Source organism: Gilliamella sp. ESL1225 (assembly GCF_058502635.1).
Map to the genome: position 1 here is coordinate 39,146 of NZ_CP196358.1, position 17,882 is coordinate 57,027.

Below are 17,882 nucleotides of genomic sequence, written 5' to 3' on the forward strand. Positions count from 1 at the left end.
GATTAAATTCCTGATAAAAATTATAACGACGATACAATATAAGAGTATAGATTATGGTAAATTTTCAAAAATCCAATAAATTAGATCATGTTTGTTATGACATTCGAGGTCCTATTCTTGATCATGCAAAGAAATTAGAAGAAGAAGGGCAAAAAATTTTAAAATTAAATATTGGTAATCCCGCTACCTTCGGATTTTCTGCACCTGATGAATTACTTGTTGATGTCATTCGTAATTTACCTACTTCACAAGGATATTGTGATTCAAAAGGTCTGTATTCTGCTCGTAAAGCAATTATGCAGCACTATCAAGCAAGAGGCATTACTGGTTTAGATGTTGAAGATATCTATATAGGTAATGGCGTGTCGGAGTTAATTGTACAAAGCATGCAGGCCTTATTAAATACCGATGACGAAATTTTAGTTCCAATGCCTGATTATCCTTTATGGACAGCCGCTATAAGTTTATCTGGCGGTAATGCCGTGCATTATCTTTGTGATGAAGAGGCAAATTGGTCACCTGATCTTGATGATATTAAACGAAAAATCACACCAAAAACAAAAGGTATTGTGATTATCAATCCAAATAATCCTACAGGCGCTGTATACAGTAAACAAATGCTGATGGATATTGCCGAAATAGCACGCCAAAATAATCTAATTATTTTTGCTGATGAGATTTATGACAAGATTTTATACGATGATGCTGTCCATTATTCTATAGCCGCATTAGCTCCTGATTTATTTGTCGTAACGATGAGTGGTCTTTCAAAAACCTATCGTTCAGCCGGCTTTAGACAAGGTTGGATGGCGCTTTGTGGTCCTAAACAACATGTGAAAGGCTATATTGAAGGATTAAATATGTTAGCGTCAATGCGTTTATGCGCTAATGTCCCATTACAACATGCTATACAAGGCGCATTGGGTGGCTATCAAAGTATCAATGAGTTTATCGTTCCCGGCGGTCGGCTTTATGATCAATGTATGTTAGCTTGGCAATTATTAAACGACATCCCCGGAGTTAGCTGTAAAAAACCACAAGGGGCATTATATTTATTCCCAAAATTAGATCAAAAGAAATTTAATATTCAAAACGATCAGAAATTAGTTTTAGATTTATTATTACAAGAAAAAGTGTTATTGGTCCAAGGAACAGGCTTTAATTGGCACAAACCGGATCATGTGCGTATTGTTGCTTTACCACATACGGGCGAATTAGAAGATGCTATTTCGCGAATTGCGCGTTTCTTATCTAACTATAAACAATAGATATTAAAGTTAGATGATTAAATGAAAAATCTGTTCTCTTATTTAGATTAATTACAAAAAAATGCCTAGCAAAAGCTAGGCATTTTTGTTTGGTATTTATCTTTAATACTAAATGGTGTAGCCATCATATTCATCAATAATTTAGAATATTATTGAAATTCTTTCGCTTCACAATCAAGCTTCAATTGCACCACGTAATTTTTTCATAGCGTTTTTTTCTAGCTGACGAATACGTTCTGCTGAAACGTGATATTTATCGGCTAAAACTTGCAACGTTGATTTATTATCATCTTCATCTAGCCAACGAGCTTTAATAATATCTTGGCTACGTTCATCTAACGCTGATAAAGCATCATGTAATTTATCGGTCGCATCGCTTTCCCAATTATCATTTTCGATAAATTTTGAAAAATCTGAATTGATATCTTCTAAGTAAAGAGCTGGGGCAATAATAGAATTATCATCGTCACTATTATCAATATCAAACGACATATCTTGTGCCGACATTCTAGATTCCATTTCTAGAACATCTTTGCGGCTTACGCCCAGTTCACTTGCAACAATATCCACTTCTTTATTGCTAAACCATCCTAGACGTTGTTTATTTTTACGAAGATTGAAAAATAATTTACGTTGCGCTTTTGTTGTTGCCACTTTGACAATACGCCAATTTTTTAAAACATATTCATGAATTTCAGCTTTAATCCAATGAACAGCAAAAGACACTAAACGAACACCCATTTCAGGATTAAAACGCCGCACCGCTTTCATTAACCCTATATTACCTTCTTGAATTAAATCAGCTTGCGGCAAACCATAACCTGAATAACCGCGAGCGATATGCGCCACAAAACGCAAATGAGATAAAATTAATTGTTTAGCCGCATCGACATCATCATGATAATAAAGCCTTTCCCCTAATGACTTTTCTTCTTCAGCAGTTAACATAGGATAGGTATTGATAGCACGCAAAAAGCATTCTGTGTTAGCTTGCGGGATTAAAGCAACTGCTTTCATATTTATTTCAGTATTCATTTAATTCCCCTTTTGATTCAGTTTTAATATTTATGCAATCCATTTAAAATATTATAAAGATTGATAATACAGCCTTCCGAAAATAGCTTCTTTAATAAAATTAGACCAATAAATGATGATTTAGTTCACACAATCAATCGTTATTAACAGGTAAGTATGATTTAAATACAAAAATTAATCAACATTACGATATAAAAATGTTGGTCTAATTATTCTAATTAATCGAAGGCTTCTCTAAATATTTTTTTGTAGCAATAAACGCCGATAACCAACCAACCATCATACTGAGTAAAACGATAAATAAACATTCTTCAAATGTTAGACCTTTTATATTAAAGACCGTACTAAAAATAGAAGATACATTTAATATAATCCTATCTAACTGAAAAATAAAAATGATAGAAAAAATTAACGCAACAATAGCACTTACAAAACCAATAAAAATACCGTTATATAAAAATGGACGCAAAATAAAACCTTCTGTAGCGCCAATTAATTGCATGACGGTAATGGATTGTCTCCTTGCAAAGATCATTAATCTAATACTGTTTCCAATCACTAAAAATACCGCAATGATCATAAAAATCGAAATCATCCATACAATTTTCTTAATCATGTCGGTTAAGGCTGTTAAGCGCGTAAACCAACTATCGTCAAGCCTTACATCATCAACACCATGAAGTTTAAGAAATTTTATTTGTATTTCATGTAAAATTTTTGTGTTTTTGGCATTATCTTTAGGAATAACAATCATTACCGCCGGTAATGGATTTTCTTCTAACAAATCTAAAGCATTACTAAATCCTGACCATAATCTAAACTCCTCACGTGTTTCATCGCGTGAAAGATATTTTATTTTTTCGACTTCAGGATAAGCTTCAATTGTTTTTTTAAGCTCTTCTGTTTCGATTTTGGTTAATGTTTTAGATAAATATAATGTTAGATTAGGTGTAGGATCCCATTGATTAGCTGCTGCATTAGCATTTTTCCATAGTAAATAACAGATAGTCGGTAAGGTAATAGAAATAGCAATGACAAAAATAGTTAATAACGTGGCGATAATATGCTGACGAAAATCATTAAAAACATTTTTCCAAGCATAAGTAATTTGCCTTTGCCAACGTTTAAAAAAGCTATTTTCATCTTTATTATTATGATGATTATATTGACTCACCTTTTTTTTCGCTTTAAGCATTCAACGATTCCTCTAATCTACCTTGATTAAGATTTAAAATGCGATGATGCTTACGTCGAATAAGTGCCATATTATGAGTAGCCATTAATACTGTTACGCCAGTTTGATTAAATTCTTCAAACAGTTTAAGGATAGATTTAGACAATTTGTCATCAAGATTTCCCGTTGGTTCATCAGCAAGTAAAATACTTGGGTGATTGACTATTGCTCTGGCAATACCGACTCGTTGTTGCTCGCCTCCTGATAATTGAATGGGATAAAATTTCATCTTTTCTATTAATCCCACCTTATCTAATGAAGCAGAAACACGGCGCCTTATCTCTTCAGGTGATTTTCCTAGTATAATTAATGGTATAGCAACATTATCATAAACATTATGATCCATTAATAACTGATGATCTTGAAATACCATACCAATAGAGCGTCGCAAAAAAGGGTAATCTTGCTTCCTAAGTTGCGACACATCAATATTATTTAACAAAATTTGTCCATCATTTGCTTTTTCAAGACCACAAATTAAGCGCATTAATGTCGTTTTACCGGCACCCGAATGACCGGTTAAAAAAACCATTTCTCCTGGTTGAATCATAAAATTAATATTTTGTAATGCCGGTTTACCGCCAGAGTAGACCTTACTTACTCGTTTAAATTGGATCATGCTAATTCTCTAATCGTTCATATTATTCTTCTTATTCTTCATAATTATCAAATAAAGCATTGATAAATTCATCTGCAACAAATGGTCTTAAATCTTCTATTTTTTCGCCAACCCCAATATAACGAATAGGGATTTGAAATTGATCGGCAATACTAAAAATAATGCCACCTTTTGCTGTCCCGTCTAGTTTGGTAAGCGTTAAACCTGTCACACCAACCGCTTCATTAAATAATTTGGTTTGATTGACTGCATTTTGTCCGGTACTGGCATCAATAGTCAACATAATTTCATGAGGTGCATCTATATCTTGCTTTTTGATTACACGAACGATTTTTTTGAGTTCATCCATTAGATGTGCTTTATTTTGCAATCGTCCTGCTGTATCAGCAATAAGAATATCAACCTTTTTAGCTTTAGCCGCTTGTATAGCATCAAAAATAACTGATGCAGAATCAGCATTTGTATGCTGAGCAACAACAGGGATCCCATTTCTTTCACCCCAAACTTGTAACTGTTCGACGGCTGCAGCACGAAATGTATCACCGGCAGCTAACATAACCGATTTTCCTTGATCTTGAAATTGTTTCGCTAATTTGCCAATGGTAGTTGTTTTGCCTACGCCATTTACACCAACCATTAAAATTACAAAAGGTTTATGTTCCTCAAGATTAAGAGGTTTATCAACATGTTTTAAAATGGTGGTCATTTCATCTTTTAATAATGAATGAAGTGCATCAGCATCTTTTAATTGCTTACGCGTTGCATGTTGCGTTAATTTATCAATTAATTTTTGCGTCGTCTCTAATCCTACATCAGCAATTAATAATTGCTCTTCTAATTCTTCAAAAAGGTCATCATCAATCTTTTTTCCTTTAAAAAGATTGATAAAGCCAGAACCAATATTTTGTTTTGTTTTGAACAGGCTCTTTTTTAATCGCGAAAAAAAACCTTCTTTTTTTTGTTCATGCATAAAATTGTCTATCCTAGGGTAATGATATTGAATATTTTATCTTATTTTAATAGAAAACCAATCTATTCAATTGAAACCTAAAATGATAAATTTTTTCTTAAAAATTTATCATATAAAAAAATTAAAACAATTGACTGGTATCAATCTGTTGCCATTTACTTAATGTTAAATGGTGATTAAACAAATTATACTTGCCAATTTGTACGCGAATTAAACGCAAGCAAGGGAATCCCACTGCTGCGCACATTCGACGTACTTGTCGATTTTTTCCCTCGGTAATTGTGATACTAATCCATGTTGTAGGTATCGATTTACGTTCACGAATAGGGGGGGTCCTTTGCCACAGCTCGTTAGGCTCTGAAATAAAATCAACGATTGCCGGCGCCGTATAAAATTCTTTAAGTTGAATACCATTTCTTAATTGAGTAATTGCCAATGAAGTTATTTCTCCTTCCACTTGTACCCAATAAGTTTTAGGTAATTTATATTTTGGAGAGGCAATTTTTGCTTGTAATTTACCGTTATTAGTTAATAAAAGTAATCCTTCGCTGTCGGTATCTAAACGACCCGCTGGGTAAAAATTAGGTAAATTAATATAATCTTTCAATGTTTGGTATTTCTCGTGTGGCGAAAATTGACAAGTTACATTGAACGGTTTATTAAAGGCAATCAGCTGTCGCATAACTGTTAACTATTTTATTTAATACATTTTATTTAATGTTAATGATTATAACCTGTAATGAATTTCTTTGACGAATTATTATTAATAATTGTGAAAATTGTCGATTATTTTAAAAAGATCTTGCTTAAATGATAACTTTTTTAATAATAACTTGCTTCCTGTTTTCGTCACCTTTAGACTAATGCTCATTTTTTGATAAGTAGTTATTATTAGGTAGTTATTAAATAGTTATTATGCAATTATCCGACTTTAATTTTACATTGCCAAACAATCTCATCGCTAAATATCCCACTGAAACTCGAAGTGCTTGCCGTTTATTATCTTTAGATGGAAAAACGGGCATGATTGAACATGGTTGTTTTACCAATATCATCGATAACCTTCAACAAGGTGATTTATTAATTTTTAATAATACTCGTGTTATTCCGGCACGTGTATACGGCAAAAAAGCTTCGGGCGGAAAAGTTGAAATCCTAGTTGAAAGAATTCTTGAAAATAACCGTGTCCTTGCTCATGTTAAAGCCTCTAAATCCCCAAAAGAAGGTAGCGAATTATTATTTAGTCGACACGCAATTAGTGAGCAAGCGATTGATAATAATATCTTAACGAAAGAAACGCCTATTTCAGTGCGTATGATAGCAAGGCATGAAAATTTATTTGAGCTGCAATTTCCTGACGATGTGTTAACTATTTTAAATAATATTGGACATATACCATTACCACCTTATATTGATCGACCAGATGATGAAGCCGATAAAGAGCTATACCAAACCGTTTATAATCAAAAACCGGGAGCTGTCGCAGCGCCAACTGCCGGATTACATTTTGATGAACCCATGCTTGAAGAGTTAAAACAAAAAGGCATCGAATTGGCATTTGTTACTTTGCATGTTGGTGCCGGTACTTTTCAACCTGTTCGTGTTGAAAATATAAAATCTCATATTATGCATGCTGAATACGCCGAAGTCCCTCAATCTGTGGTAGATGCCGTTTTGGCATGCAAAGCACGAGGAAATAAAGTTATTGCAGTTGGTACAACCTCAGTCCGTGCTTTAGAAAGTGCCGCGCAAAAAACAGGAATTATTGCGCCTTTTTTTGATGATACACGAATTTTTATTTATCCTGGTTATCATTTTAATGTCATCGACGCATTAATTACAAATTTTCATTTACCTGAATCGACGTTAATTATGCTAGTCTCCGCTTTTGCTGGTTATGAAAATACCATGCAAGCATATCGCATAGCAGTTGAAAATCAATATCGATTTTTTAGTTATGGTGATGCTATGTTCATTAAAAGCCAATATAAAGAAAATTAATTTTTAAATACAGCTTTCCATACTGATATCGATTTAATGCAAACAATTAATATATTGTTTATATTATTGATAAAGATTGTGAAATTAAGTAAGCAACGCTAAACTTGTTGCCTACGTTCTAAAAGATGAACGTTTTTATCCATAAATTGCGCCAAACTGTTTATTTGGTTGCCGAGGTTTTTATTATTATGAAATTTGAATTAGATAATACCGATGGGCTTGCTCGTCGTGGTCGTATGAAGTTTGATCGTCGTGGTGTTGAATATACTGTCGAAACCCCCGCTTTTATGCCTGTTGGGACTTATGGAACCGTTAAAGGAATGACTCCTGAAGAAGTCAAAGCAACAGGTGCACAAATTCTTCTGGGTAATACGTTTCACTTATGGTTAAGACCGGGACAAGAAATTATGCGTCAACATGGTGATTTACATGATTTTATGCAATGGCAAGGTCCTATTCTTACCGATTCTGGTGGTTTTCAAGTTTTTAGTTTAGGTGATATTCGTAAAATTAAAGAAGAAGGCGTGCATTTTCGCAATCCAATTAATGGCGATGCAATTTTCTTATCGCCCGAGATCTCAATGGAGATCCAATATGATTTGGGATCTGATATCGTAATGATTTTTGATGAATGTGCTCCTTTTCCTGCTGAGTGGGATTATGTCAAAAAATCCATGGAAATGTCATTACGTTGGGCAAAACGTAGTCGCGCCCGCTTTGATGAGCTCGGTAATAAAAATGCTTTATTTGGTATCGTGCAAGGTGGGATCCATCAAGAATTACGCAATATCTCTATCAAAGGTTTAACTGAAATTGGTTTTGATGGTTATGCTGTCGGAGGCCTTGCTGTTGGTGAACCTAAGGCAGATATGCACCGTATTCTTGAAGGAACTTGTCCACAATTACCCGCCGATAAACCTCGTTATTTAATGGGCGTTGGTAAACCTGAAGATTTAGTTGAAGGAGTAAGACGCGGCATTGATATGTTCGATTGTGTTATGCCAACACGTAATGCACGTAATGGTCATTTATTTGTTACAAATGGTGTGATTAAAATTCGTAATGCTAAATATAAAAATGACACATCTAAACTTGATGAACATTGTGACTGCTATACCTGTAAAAATTATACAAAAGCTTATCTGCATCATTTAGATAAATGTGGAGAAATTTTAGGTGCACGTTTAAATACCATTCATAACTTGCGTTATTACCAACGTTTAATGGAAGAAATTCGCGATGCCGTTGCTAATAAACGTTATGAAGCATTTGTCGAAGAGTTTTATGAGCGTATTGGAAAAACACCTACAATGTTAGGTAATTATAATAATTAATTAATTTTTTAACATGGGTCTTGACACAAAGTACAGAGCAAAGTATTATGCGTCACCTAACGGCGAGTAGCGCAGCTTGGTAGCGCAACTGGTTTGGGACCAGTGGGTCGGAGGTTCGAATCCTCTCTCGCCGACCAATTAAGAAAAACCGACATGAGTCGGTTTTTTTGTATCTAACTAGTAAGGATTCGTACACATTACGTAGTTACCTGCTCGCACATTAGCAATCTCACCTTGACAGCTCATGCTTGAATAATAAGGAGACTTTCCTCTACTACTTAATATAAAAGGATAAGAATCACTTATTAAATTAATGCCGGGATAATAACGTGCAATAGGACATCGCCATTCTGATAAAAGTCCACCACCTATTTCCGTTTTTAAATAATTTCCAGCTGCTGGATAAGCACCTGCTATACCTTCATATTTAGAATTAACCATATCACGGACATCAGGAATATTATAACCATATTGGTTACATGCCACTGATGCCGTCGTATTATTATAAGTCCCCGTTAATGGAATAAACCATCTGTTAATAGTAAAACTATATATAGGATGAGTTTTGTCATCTGGCAAAAAAAGTTTAAAAGTAGTTGGTGTAAATTTTAATGCATCAGCTTTATTTGAATTTAAATCTGGTCCACTTAATGTAATATGTAATCCTTTTCTTTTTATAACTGATTTAGTGGTATCTTTCCATTCCATAGCAATATTTATCAATGAATTTTCAGGTGATTTTGTATAGATAATTTCACCATTAATCAGTCCACCAAAAATTAGATAAAAATTCGCTTTATCAAAACCGGTTGTTGGAAAATTGGATAATGGATTGTTAATATCATGTGCTAAAAATCCATAAGAACGCACAAAATCTTTCCCTATATGTACTGACGATTCATCAAAAATTAAGATAGGTTGAGCCCAACAGACTGTTGGTCTATCAATCTTTGGGTTAATATAATAATTTATTGTAGTATAAGGAATCGTTATTTGATTAGGTAATCCATATTTTGTTGAAACATTCGTTGCATCATATGATAAAGATAATATATAGGGAGATTGGCATCTATCTAATGATTGTGTTCGCGTAATGGTTTTATGCTCAATATCGGTCATTGTTTGTTTAAAATCCCCACTTATTGAATTTAACACATCCCCATTTTCATCTTGCCAATATTTTGCATAATTATTTAATGGTACAGACATCATCCCATTAGGAATTTCAGTTGTTATATCTCCTAAAGTACTATTGATACTAGATAAAACAATTGGTTTACTCTCGGTAGCTGCAGCATCTTTATTTTGATAAACACGTCCATCTGATAAAGAAATTCTAAATAATGCATCAAAATTTTGCGCTTTGGTATTTTTGTCCCCGTAAACAAAATAAGGCAATGATCCTTGTATTCTACCGAAACTTGTTGCTTCTTTTAAACTCGCATAAGCAGGCATCATACTTATTAGTATAATAAAAATGGCAATGCCTAGAAAAACAATAGATTGCAATATAGATATTAAATAAGAATATAAAAATGAGTAAATATTAAGCTGATTAGTATTTAATTTAATATATGAAGTTTTATAGAATATTGGTATCACAACTGACAAAATAAAAAATCTGTGATCTGTGATCTGTGATCTGTGATCTGTGATCTGTGATCTGTGATCTGTGATCTGTGATCTGTGATCTTACAAAAATTATAAGGTATAGCTTGTTTTATGTGAACCATAATATTTCCTTTAACATTTAAATAATTGATATTAATACCTATTTAAGCTAAGTTTTTCATTCAATTGTTAATCATTTTAAATAACTAACAAAAGAAATGATTTCAAGAAATAATTTTTGTATTATAGCTTGAGAATAAAAATTTTCTTAGTTTTATTTTTTATGAATTGTTTACATAATTTTAGTTATTATCGATAAAAAAATAAGCTTTTTATGCTTATTAGCATCTATTTTTTATTTTACACATAATAATTCTTCCCACCGCGTGGTATAACGTTGACTTAAATATTGCCTTTTAATTTGTACAGGGGCTGTTTTTCGAACAGATCCGACTTGTATGGTATTTTTACCTAATTTTTTATTGATATTATCAATCGTCTGCATCAGATTAGCTCTTTTTTGTTTTCTTCCCTGTAGATCAGCAAAAAGATCGAATTGCTGATAGTGATCTTTCGGTTTTAGATCCAGCAACATCACTCCAGCTTTCATAAATAAAAATCCTTTTTTATAGATACTATTTAGTCCTTTTTGTGCCGCATGAATAATTAATTGGCTATCGTCAGTTACTATATCAAGGGGTACAATAATAGAAGGATTATATTGTAATAAATCATCACGAAAACGATTTGTTTTTAAAAAAATAAGGATAGCATTTGTCACTGATCCTTGTTTACGAAGTTTCTCTGCACTCAAGGCAGCATACATTCGAATGGCTTCTTGTACATCATATAATTTATCCGTTAAATAACCGAAACTACGCGATGTCATAATATTTTTTTTAGGAATCGATAAATCATCTAGCTCAATACACGGTATACCTTGTAATTCCAAGACAGTACGTTCAAGCACAACTGAAAATCGTTTTCCTATTTGTTTAGCATCGGTTTGTTTTAAATCCCAAGCACTATTTATTGCTAAAGATTTTAATTTTTTAGCAAGAGTTCGCCCAATTCCCCAAATATCTTCTATTGGAAAATTTCTTAATTTGATATCTGTTAGAGGGTGATTTGCTGATAAAAAACAAACGCCTTCATAATTAGGCTGTTTTTTAGCAATTTGATTAGCTAATTTTGCTAATGTTCGTGTTTCAGAAATACCAATACTAACAGGAATACCGGTATTTTTTTTTACAATTTTTTTTAATTGTTGGCAATGATCAATAATATTCGAAAAACCATTCAATCTAATAAATGCTTCATCAATAGAATAAAGTTCAAGATCAGCGGTATGTTCACGAACAGTATCAAATACACGTTGGCTCATATCACCGTAAAGCTCATAATTAGAACTTAATAAGGTAATTTGTTTACGAATAACATCTGGAATTTGATAATTAGGTATCCCCATAGGAACAAGAGGCTTAAGTTCATTAGAACGAGCTATAATACAGCCATCATTATTTGATAAGATCCCAATTGGTTTTCTCTCAAGTTTAGGATTAAAGACACGCTCACAAGAAGCGTAAAAATTATTACAATCAATTAAACCAATCATAATGGGTGACGACCACGTAATGAATGAATAGTATGAATGACAACGCCCCAAATATGAACTTGTTTACCCGCTAATGAAATCGGAGGATAAAGCATATTACCGGATAATAAATGATATTGATCATCTATAATACCAAGGCATTTACAGGTTAGTTCCCCATCAAGAGCAACAACGACAATATCATTTATCTTTGGCTCCAATGAACGATCAACAATTAATAAATCGCCTGAAAAAATTCCATAATTAATCATCGAATCACCCATGGCTTTTATATAATAAGTTGCGCTAGGATGTTTGATTAGATGTTCTGTTAAATCAAGTTTTGCTTCTAAATAATCATCTGCTGGTGATGGAAAACCAGCCCTAACCGGTAAATCAATATAAGGTAATAAATGTTCAACAGAGGTATCAGAAATACCAAGAACAGAAAACTGAAGGCAATGCAAAAAAATACTCCCAAACTAACACGTTATTAACTAACATTTTTTTTCGTTATTATAATTTAGTACTAATTCATATATTTATTCTTATTTTATAAGCAAAATTATAAACAAAAATCAATATGTATAAATATACAGTATTTGTATTTATTTAATCAATTTTTCAGGTGTAAAAAAATAGAAATCTATTTTAAAGTTAAAGGATATTTCCCATATAAAGTAATTTCCGTAAACTAATAGATGATAAAAAAAGGAATTTCAGTTTGTAATGCGAATATTTATCAAAAAAATAAATGTATAAAACACATTTAACACTTAACACTATTTTGCCTATGCCTATAAACATCACTCATGACTATTGCCTAAAGTTAATGACTGTTACAAATGGATTTGAATAGTAGGTAGGTAATAGATAGGTAGATAGGTAGATAGATAGATAGATAGATAGATAGATAGATAGATAGATAGAGTTAATTATTTCAAATAAATGCAAAAAAGCCCAGTATAAATACTGGGCTCTCTATATAAAAGTCTGGCGGCTCCCTACTCTCACATGGGTAATACCCACACTACCATCGGCACTACGGCGTTTCACTTCTGAGTTCGGCATGGGGTCAGGTGGGACCACCGCGCTCTTACCGCCAGACATATCCTGTCTCTCTTCTTCAACTAACTCTCGCTAGCTTCTCATTAGGCTCAAGCTAAATTCTTCTCGCGCTCCAAACAACTCCGAGTTGTAAGGTTAAGACTCTCGGTTCATTAGTATCAGTTAGCTCAATGTATCACTACACTTACACACCTGACCTATCTACGTCTTAGTCTTAAACGGACCTTACTAATTCTCATTAGGGAAAACTCATCTCAAGGCTAGTTTCGTACTTAGATGCTTTCAGCACTTATCTATTCCGCACGTAGCTACCGGGCAATGCAATTGGCATCACAACCCGAACACCAGCGGTGCGTTCACTTCGGTCCTCTCGTACTAGAAGCAAACCCTCTCAATTTTCCTACGCCCATGGCAGATAGGGACCGAACTGTCTCACGACGTTCTAAACCCAGCTCGCGTACCACTTTAAACGGCGAACAGCCGTACCCTTGGGACCTACTTCAGCCCCAGGATGTGATGAGCCGACATCGAGGTGCCAAACTCCGCCGTCGATATGAACTCTTGGGCGGAATCAGCCTGTTATCCCCGGAGTACCTTTTATCCGTTGAGCGATGGCCCTTCCATTCAGTGCCACCGGATCACTATGACCTACTTTCGTATCTGCTCGAGCCGTCACTCTCGCAGTCAAGCTAGCTTTTGCCATTGCACTAACCTCCTGATGTCCGACCAGGATTAGCTAACCTTCGTGCTCCTCCGTTACTCTTTGGGAGGAGACCGCCCCAGTCAAACTACCCACCAGACAGTGTCCCTTACCTCGATTCAGAAGTATAGGTTAGAGCATCAAACATTAAAGGGTGGTATTTCAAGGTCGGCTCCATACATACTGGCGTACATACTTCTATGCCTCCCACCTATCCTACACATTAAGGCTCAATGCTCACTGTCAAGCTATAGTAAAGGTTCACGGGGTCTTTCCGTCTTGCCACGGGTACACCGCATCTTCACGGCAATTTCAATTTCACTGAGTCTCGGGTGGAGACAGCCTGGCCATCATTACGCCATTCGTGCAGGTCGGAACTTACCCGACAAGGAATTTCGCTACCTTAGGACCGTTATAGTTACGGCCGCCGTTTACTGGGGCTTCGATCAAGAGCTTCTCCTCGCGGATAACCCCATCAATTAACCTTCCAGCACCGGGCAGGCGTCACACCCTATACGTCCACTTTCGTGTTTGCAGAGTGCTGTGTTTTTATTAAACAGTTGCAGCCAGCTGGTATCTTCGACTGATTTCACCTACGTCCGCATGGGATTTCAATTAATATCAGCGTGCCTTCTCCCGAAGTTACGGCACCATTTTGCCTAGTTCCTTCACCCGAGTTCTCTCAAGCGCCTTAGTATTCTCTACCTGACCACCTGTGTCGGTTTCGGGTACGATTGTCTATAACCTAGAGCTTAGAGGCTTTTCCTGGAAGCAGGGCATCAATTACTTCAGTGCCTTAGCACCTCGTCATCACACCTCAGCGTTTCAGTGACCGGATTTGCCTAATCACTCGCCTACATGCTTAACCCACCATCCAATAGGTGGTAAACCTAGCCTTCTTCGTCCCCCCTTCGCAGTTATACACAGTACGGGAATATTAACCCGTTTCCCATCAGATACGCCTCTCAGCCTCTCCTTAGGGGTCGACTCACCCTGCCCCGATTAACGTTGGACAGGAACCCTTGGTCTTCCGGCGAGCGGGCCTTTCACCCGCTTTATCGTTACTTATGTCAGCATTCGCACTTCTGATACCTCCAGCATGCCTCACAACACACCTTCTACGGCTTACAGAACGCTCCCCTACCCAACAACATTTCTGTCGCTGCCGCAGCTTCGGTGCATAGTTTTAGCCCCGTTACATCTTCCGCGCAGGCCGACTCGACTAGTGAGCTATTACGCTTTCTTTAAATGATGGCTGCTTCTAAGCCAACATCCTAGCTGTCTAAGCCTTCCCACTTCGTTTCCCACTTAACTATGACTTTGGGACCTTAGCTGGCGGTCTGGGTTGTTTCCCTCTTCACGACGAACGTTAGCACCCGCCGTGTGTCTCCCATGATTAAACTTGTCAGTATTCGGAGTTTGCATCGGGTTGGTAAGTCGGGATGACCCCCTAGCCGAAACAGTGCTCTACCCCCAACAGTTACTCATGAGGCGCTACCTAAATAGCTTTCGGGGAGAACCAGCTATCTCCCGGTTTGATTGGCCTTTCACCCCCAGCCACAGGTCATCCGCTAATTTTTCAACATTAGTCGGTTCGGTCCTCCAGTTAGTGTTAACCAACCTTCAACCTGCCCATGGCTAGATCACCGGGTTTCGGGTCTATACCCTGCAACTATTCGCACAGTTAATACTCGGTTTCCCTTCGGCTCCCCTATTCGGTTAACCTTGCTACAGAATATAAGTCGCTGACCCATTATACAAAAGGTACGCAGTCACATAACCTTAATTATGCTCCCACTGATTGTACGTACACGGTTTCAGGGTCTATTTCACTCCCCTCCCGGGGTTCTTTTCGCCTTTCCCTCACGGTACTGGTTCACTATCGGTCAATCAGGAGTATTTAGCCTTGGAGGATGGTCCCCCCTTCTTCAAACAGGATTTCTCGTGTCCCGCTCTACTCTTCAAGCTTCCACTTAAAGTACTTTCGTGTACGGGACTTTCACCCTCTTTCGTGCGACTTTCCAGACGCTTCCACTAATACCTTAAGCTACCCGCTTTGGGCTGACCCCCTTTCGCTCGCCGCTACTCGGGGGATCTCGGTTGATTTCTTTTCCTCGGGGTACTTAGATGTTTCAGTTCTCCCGGTTCGCCTTGTCTAACTATTTATTCATTAAACAATAATGTAGTCTCCTACATTGGGTTTCCCCATTCGGACATCAACGGCTCAACGCTCTTTATCAGCTCACCGTCGCTTTTCGCAGATTAACACGTCCTTCTTCGCCTCTGATTGCCTAGGCATCCACCGTGTACGCTTAATTTCTTAACCTTACAACTCGCAGTTGTCTCGGTTTACGCTTTCTTCTCTTCTTATCATACTTCCGGCTCTCACCTCGTATCATAAGCCGAGAACTCGTTTCTTTCAGCTTGTTCCTAATTTTTAAAGAGCTTTATCTCACTATTAACGCATTCATATACGCATTAATACTCAGATAATATTCAAAGAAATAACCCATCTTAAAGTGGCGTCCCCTAGGGGATTCGAACCCCTGTTACCGCCGTGAAAGGGCGATGTCCTAGGCCTCTAGACGAAGGGGACGTGCTATCTCTTCTTCAACAAACAATCTGTGTGAACACTTGCAAGGTCTTCGTAAGGAGGTGATCCAACCGCAGGTTCCCCTACGGTTACCTTGTTACGACTTCACCCCAGTCATGAATCACACCGTGGTAAACGCCCCCCCGAAGGTTAAGCTATCTACTTCTGGTGCAACCCACTCCCATGGTGTGACGGGCGGTGTGTACAAGGCCCGGGAACGTATTCACCGTGACATTCTGATTCACGATTACTAGCGATTCCGACTTCATGGAGTCGAGTTGCAGACTCCAATCCGGACTTAGACGTACTTTATGAGGTCCGCTTGCTCTCGCGAGGTCGCTTCCCTTTGTATACGCCATTGTAGCACGTGTGTAGCCCTGGTCGTAAGGGCCATGATGACTTGACGTCGTCCCCACCTTCCTCCGCTTTATCAACGGCAGTCTCCTTTGAGTTCCCACCTCTACGTGCTGGCAACAAAGGATAAGGGTTGCGCTCGTTGCGGGACTTAACCCAACATTTCACAACACGAGCTGACGACAGCCATGCAGCACCTGTCTCACAGTTCCCGAAGGCACTCTCACATCTCTGCAAGATTCTGTGGATGTCAAGACCAGGTAAGGTTCTTCGCGTTGCATCGAATTAAACCACATGCTCCACCGCTTGTGCGGGCCCCCGTCAATTCATTTGAGTTTTAACCTTGCGGCCGTACTCCCCAGGCGGTCGATTTATCGCGTTAGCTTCGGAGCCCATCACTCTAGGCAACAAACTCCAAATCGACATCGTTTACAGCGTGGACTACCAGGGTATCTAATCCTGTTTGCTCCCCACGCTTTCGCATCTCAGCGTCAGTATCTGTCCAGAAGGCCGCCTTCGCCACCGGTATTCCTCCACATCTCTACGCATTTCACCGCTACACGTGGAATTCTACCTTCCTCTACAATACTCTAGTTAACCAGTTTTAAATGCTATTCCTAGGTTGAGCCCAGGGCTTTCACACCTAACTTAATTATCCGCCTACATGCCCTTTACGCCCAGTCATTCCGATTAACGCTTGCACCCTCCGTATTACCGCGGCTGCTGGCACGGAGTTAGCCGGTGCTTCTTCTGTGAGTAACGTCAATAATCTACACTATTCATGTAGCTACTTCCTCCTCACCGAAAGTGCTTTACAACCCGAAGGCCTTCTTCACACACGCGGCATGGCTGCATCAGGGTTCCCCCCATTGTGCAATATTCCCCACTGCTGCCTCCCGTAGGAGTCTGGACCGTGTCTCAGTTCCAGTGTGGCTGGTCATCCTCTCAGACCAGCTAGAGATCGTCGCCTTGGTAAGCCTTTACCCTACCAACTAGCTAATCCCATATGGGCTCATCAAATGGCGAGTGGTCTTGCGATCCCACCCTTTGGTCTCTCAACTTTATGCGGTATTAGCAGTCGTTTCCAACTGTTGTCCCCCTCCATTCGGCAAATTCCCATACATTACTCACCCGTCCGCCACTCGTCAGCAGTAAAGCAAGCTCTACCCTGTTACCGTTCGACTTGCATGTGTTAAGCCTGCCGCCAGCGTTCAATCTGAGCCATGATCAAACTCTTCAATTTAAAGTTTGATGCTCAATAACTGTCTCCGCTTCTTTCTTTAACTTTCGTCAAATGAATCTCTCAGGTCACTTATTAAGTCTTCTTAATTCTCGCCTCTCGGCTTCTATTCTTCTGCCTTACAAGTGCCCACACAGATTGTCTGTTTCTTAATTTTTAAAGAGCTGACAGATTTGCGTTTCGCTTTTCTGTCTCAAGGGCTGCGTATACTACGCTACCTTTCTTATCCTGTCAAATAATTTTTTAATTATTTCTCAGCTT

At 37.6% G+C, this 17,882-nt stretch carries 10 protein-coding genes, 2 tRNA genes, 3 rRNA genes and 1 pseudogene; 4 read left to right on the top strand and 12 right to left on the bottom strand.

Translation table 11 applies throughout. From position 1 onward, the window contains the following. Positions 1-53: 53 nt before the first annotated feature. Positions 54-1,268 (top strand): pyridoxal phosphate-dependent aminotransferase, encoded by a 1,215-nt coding sequence (locus ACSYSW_RS00150; RefSeq protein WP_491705268.1) that lies wholly within the window; start codon positions 54-56, stop codon positions 1,266-1,268. 174 nt (positions 1,269-1,442) lie between these two features. Here the strand turns inward: ACSYSW_RS00150 and rpoH are convergent, their stop codons facing one another. From rpoH to ACSYSW_RS00175, 5 genes and pseudogenes are all read right to left on the bottom strand, one after another. Next, positions 1,443-2,285 (bottom strand): RNA polymerase sigma factor RpoH, encoded by an 843-nt coding sequence (rpoH, locus tag ACSYSW_RS00155; RefSeq protein WP_491706041.1) that lies wholly within the window; start codon positions 2,283-2,285, stop codon positions 1,443-1,445. A gap of 232 nt (positions 2,286-2,517) precedes the next feature. Next, positions 2,518-3,498, bottom strand: a complete 981-nt coding sequence (gene ftsX / locus ACSYSW_RS00160; protein ID WP_491705267.1) for a permease-like cell division protein FtsX — start codon at positions 3,496-3,498, stop codon at positions 2,518-2,520. Then, entirely contained in the window at positions 3,491-4,156 is a 666-nt protein-coding gene (gene ftsE / locus ACSYSW_RS00165; protein WP_491705266.1) for a cell division ATP-binding protein FtsE, read from the bottom strand. The genes ftsX and ftsE overlap by 8 nt, the downstream gene beginning before the upstream one ends. Positions 4,157-4,187: 31 nt before the next feature. Then, positions 4,188-5,111 (bottom strand): annotated as a pseudogene (ftsY, locus tag ACSYSW_RS00170) (signal recognition particle-docking protein FtsY); the annotation flags it as partial. Positions 5,112-5,247: 136 nt separating this feature from the next. Continuing rightward, on the bottom strand, positions 5,248-5,808 hold the full coding sequence (locus ACSYSW_RS00175) for a pseudouridine synthase (RefSeq protein WP_491705265.1): 561 nt from the start codon (positions 5,806-5,808) through the stop codon (positions 5,248-5,250). A gap of 233 nt (positions 5,809-6,041) precedes the next feature. Here ACSYSW_RS00175 and queA point away from each other — a divergent pair, with 233 nt between their 5' ends. The 3 genes from queA (at position 6,042) to ACSYSW_RS00190 (ending at position 8,598) form a co-directional block, all read left to right on the top strand. Next, positions 6,042-7,127: a tRNA preQ1(34) S-adenosylmethionine ribosyltransferase-isomerase QueA gene (queA, locus tag ACSYSW_RS00180; protein ID WP_491705264.1), complete on the top strand. Its 1,086-nt coding sequence runs from the start codon at positions 6,042-6,044 to the stop codon at positions 7,125-7,127. A 188-nt stretch (positions 7,128-7,315) separates the two neighbouring features. Then, positions 7,316-8,461, top strand: coding sequence for a tRNA guanosine(34) transglycosylase Tgt (gene tgt / locus ACSYSW_RS00185; protein WP_491705263.1), 1,146 nt, complete (start codon positions 7,316-7,318; stop codon positions 8,459-8,461). Between the two features lie 60 nt (positions 8,462-8,521). Then, positions 8,522-8,598 (top strand) — tRNA-Pro (locus ACSYSW_RS00190). A 40-nt stretch (positions 8,599-8,638) separates the two neighbouring features. Here the strand turns inward: ACSYSW_RS00190 and ACSYSW_RS00195 are convergent. From ACSYSW_RS00195 to ACSYSW_RS00225, 7 genes are all read right to left on the bottom strand, one after another. Further along, positions 8,639-9,919 (bottom strand): hypothetical protein, encoded by a 1,281-nt coding sequence (locus ACSYSW_RS00195; RefSeq protein ID WP_491705262.1) that lies wholly within the window; start codon positions 9,917-9,919, stop codon positions 8,639-8,641. A gap of 508 nt (positions 9,920-10,427) precedes the next feature. Further along, on the bottom strand, positions 10,428-11,687 hold the full coding sequence (locus tag ACSYSW_RS00200; RefSeq protein WP_491705261.1) for a Y-family DNA polymerase: 1,260 nt from the start codon (positions 11,685-11,687) through the stop codon (positions 10,428-10,430). After that, a complete protein-coding gene (locus ACSYSW_RS00205) occupies positions 11,684-12,133 on the bottom strand; it encodes a LexA family protein (RefSeq protein WP_491705260.1) in 450 nt (149 codons plus the stop codon). Before ACSYSW_RS00205 ends, ACSYSW_RS00200 begins: the two co-directional genes overlap by 4 nt. Positions 12,134-12,657: 524 nt before the next feature. Then, positions 12,658-12,773: ribosomal RNA gene (rrf, locus tag ACSYSW_RS00210) — 5S ribosomal RNA — on the bottom strand. 92 nt (positions 12,774-12,865) lie between these two features. Next, a 23S ribosomal RNA gene (locus tag ACSYSW_RS00215) occupies positions 12,866-15,760 on the bottom strand. A gap of 194 nt (positions 15,761-15,954) precedes the next feature. Further along, positions 15,955-16,030, bottom strand: a tRNA-Glu gene (locus ACSYSW_RS00220). Between the two features lie 52 nt (positions 16,031-16,082). Beyond that, positions 16,083-17,624, bottom strand: a 16S ribosomal RNA gene (locus tag ACSYSW_RS00225). The 16S, 23S and 5S rRNA genes sit together here with 1 tRNA gene alongside, the layout of an rRNA operon. Positions 17,625-17,882 lie beyond the last annotated feature (258 nt).

Bases quoted from the DNA above. Each gene is read 5' to 3' on its own strand.
- ACSYSW_RS00150 (WP_491705268.1), top strand. From the start codon at position 54: ATGGTAAATTTTCAAAAATCCAATAAATTAGATCATGTTTGTTATGAC.
- ftsE (WP_491705266.1), bottom strand. From the start codon at position 4,156: ATGATCCAATTTAAACGAGTAAGTAAGGTCTACTCTGGCGGTAAACCG.
- ACSYSW_RS00175 (WP_491705265.1), bottom strand. From the start codon at position 5,808: ATGCGACAGCTGATTGCCTTTAATAAACCGTTCAATGTAACTTGTCAA.
- rpoH (WP_491706041.1), bottom strand. From the start codon at position 2,285: ATGAAAGCAGTTGCTTTAATCCCGCAAGCTAACACAGAATGCTTTTTG.
- ftsX (WP_491705267.1), bottom strand. From the start codon at position 3,498: ATGCTTAAAGCGAAAAAAAAGGTGAGTCAATATAATCATCATAATAAT.
- ACSYSW_RS00200 (WP_491705261.1), bottom strand. From the start codon at position 11,687: ATGATTGGTTTAATTGATTGTAATAATTTTTACGCTTCTTGTGAGCGT.
- queA (WP_491705264.1), top strand. From the start codon at position 6,042: ATGCAATTATCCGACTTTAATTTTACATTGCCAAACAATCTCATCGCT.
- tgt (WP_491705263.1), top strand. From the start codon at position 7,316: ATGAAATTTGAATTAGATAATACCGATGGGCTTGCTCGTCGTGGTCGT.
- ACSYSW_RS00195 (WP_491705262.1), bottom strand. From the start codon at position 9,919: ATGATGCCTGCTTATGCGAGTTTAAAAGAAGCAACAAGTTTCGGTAGA.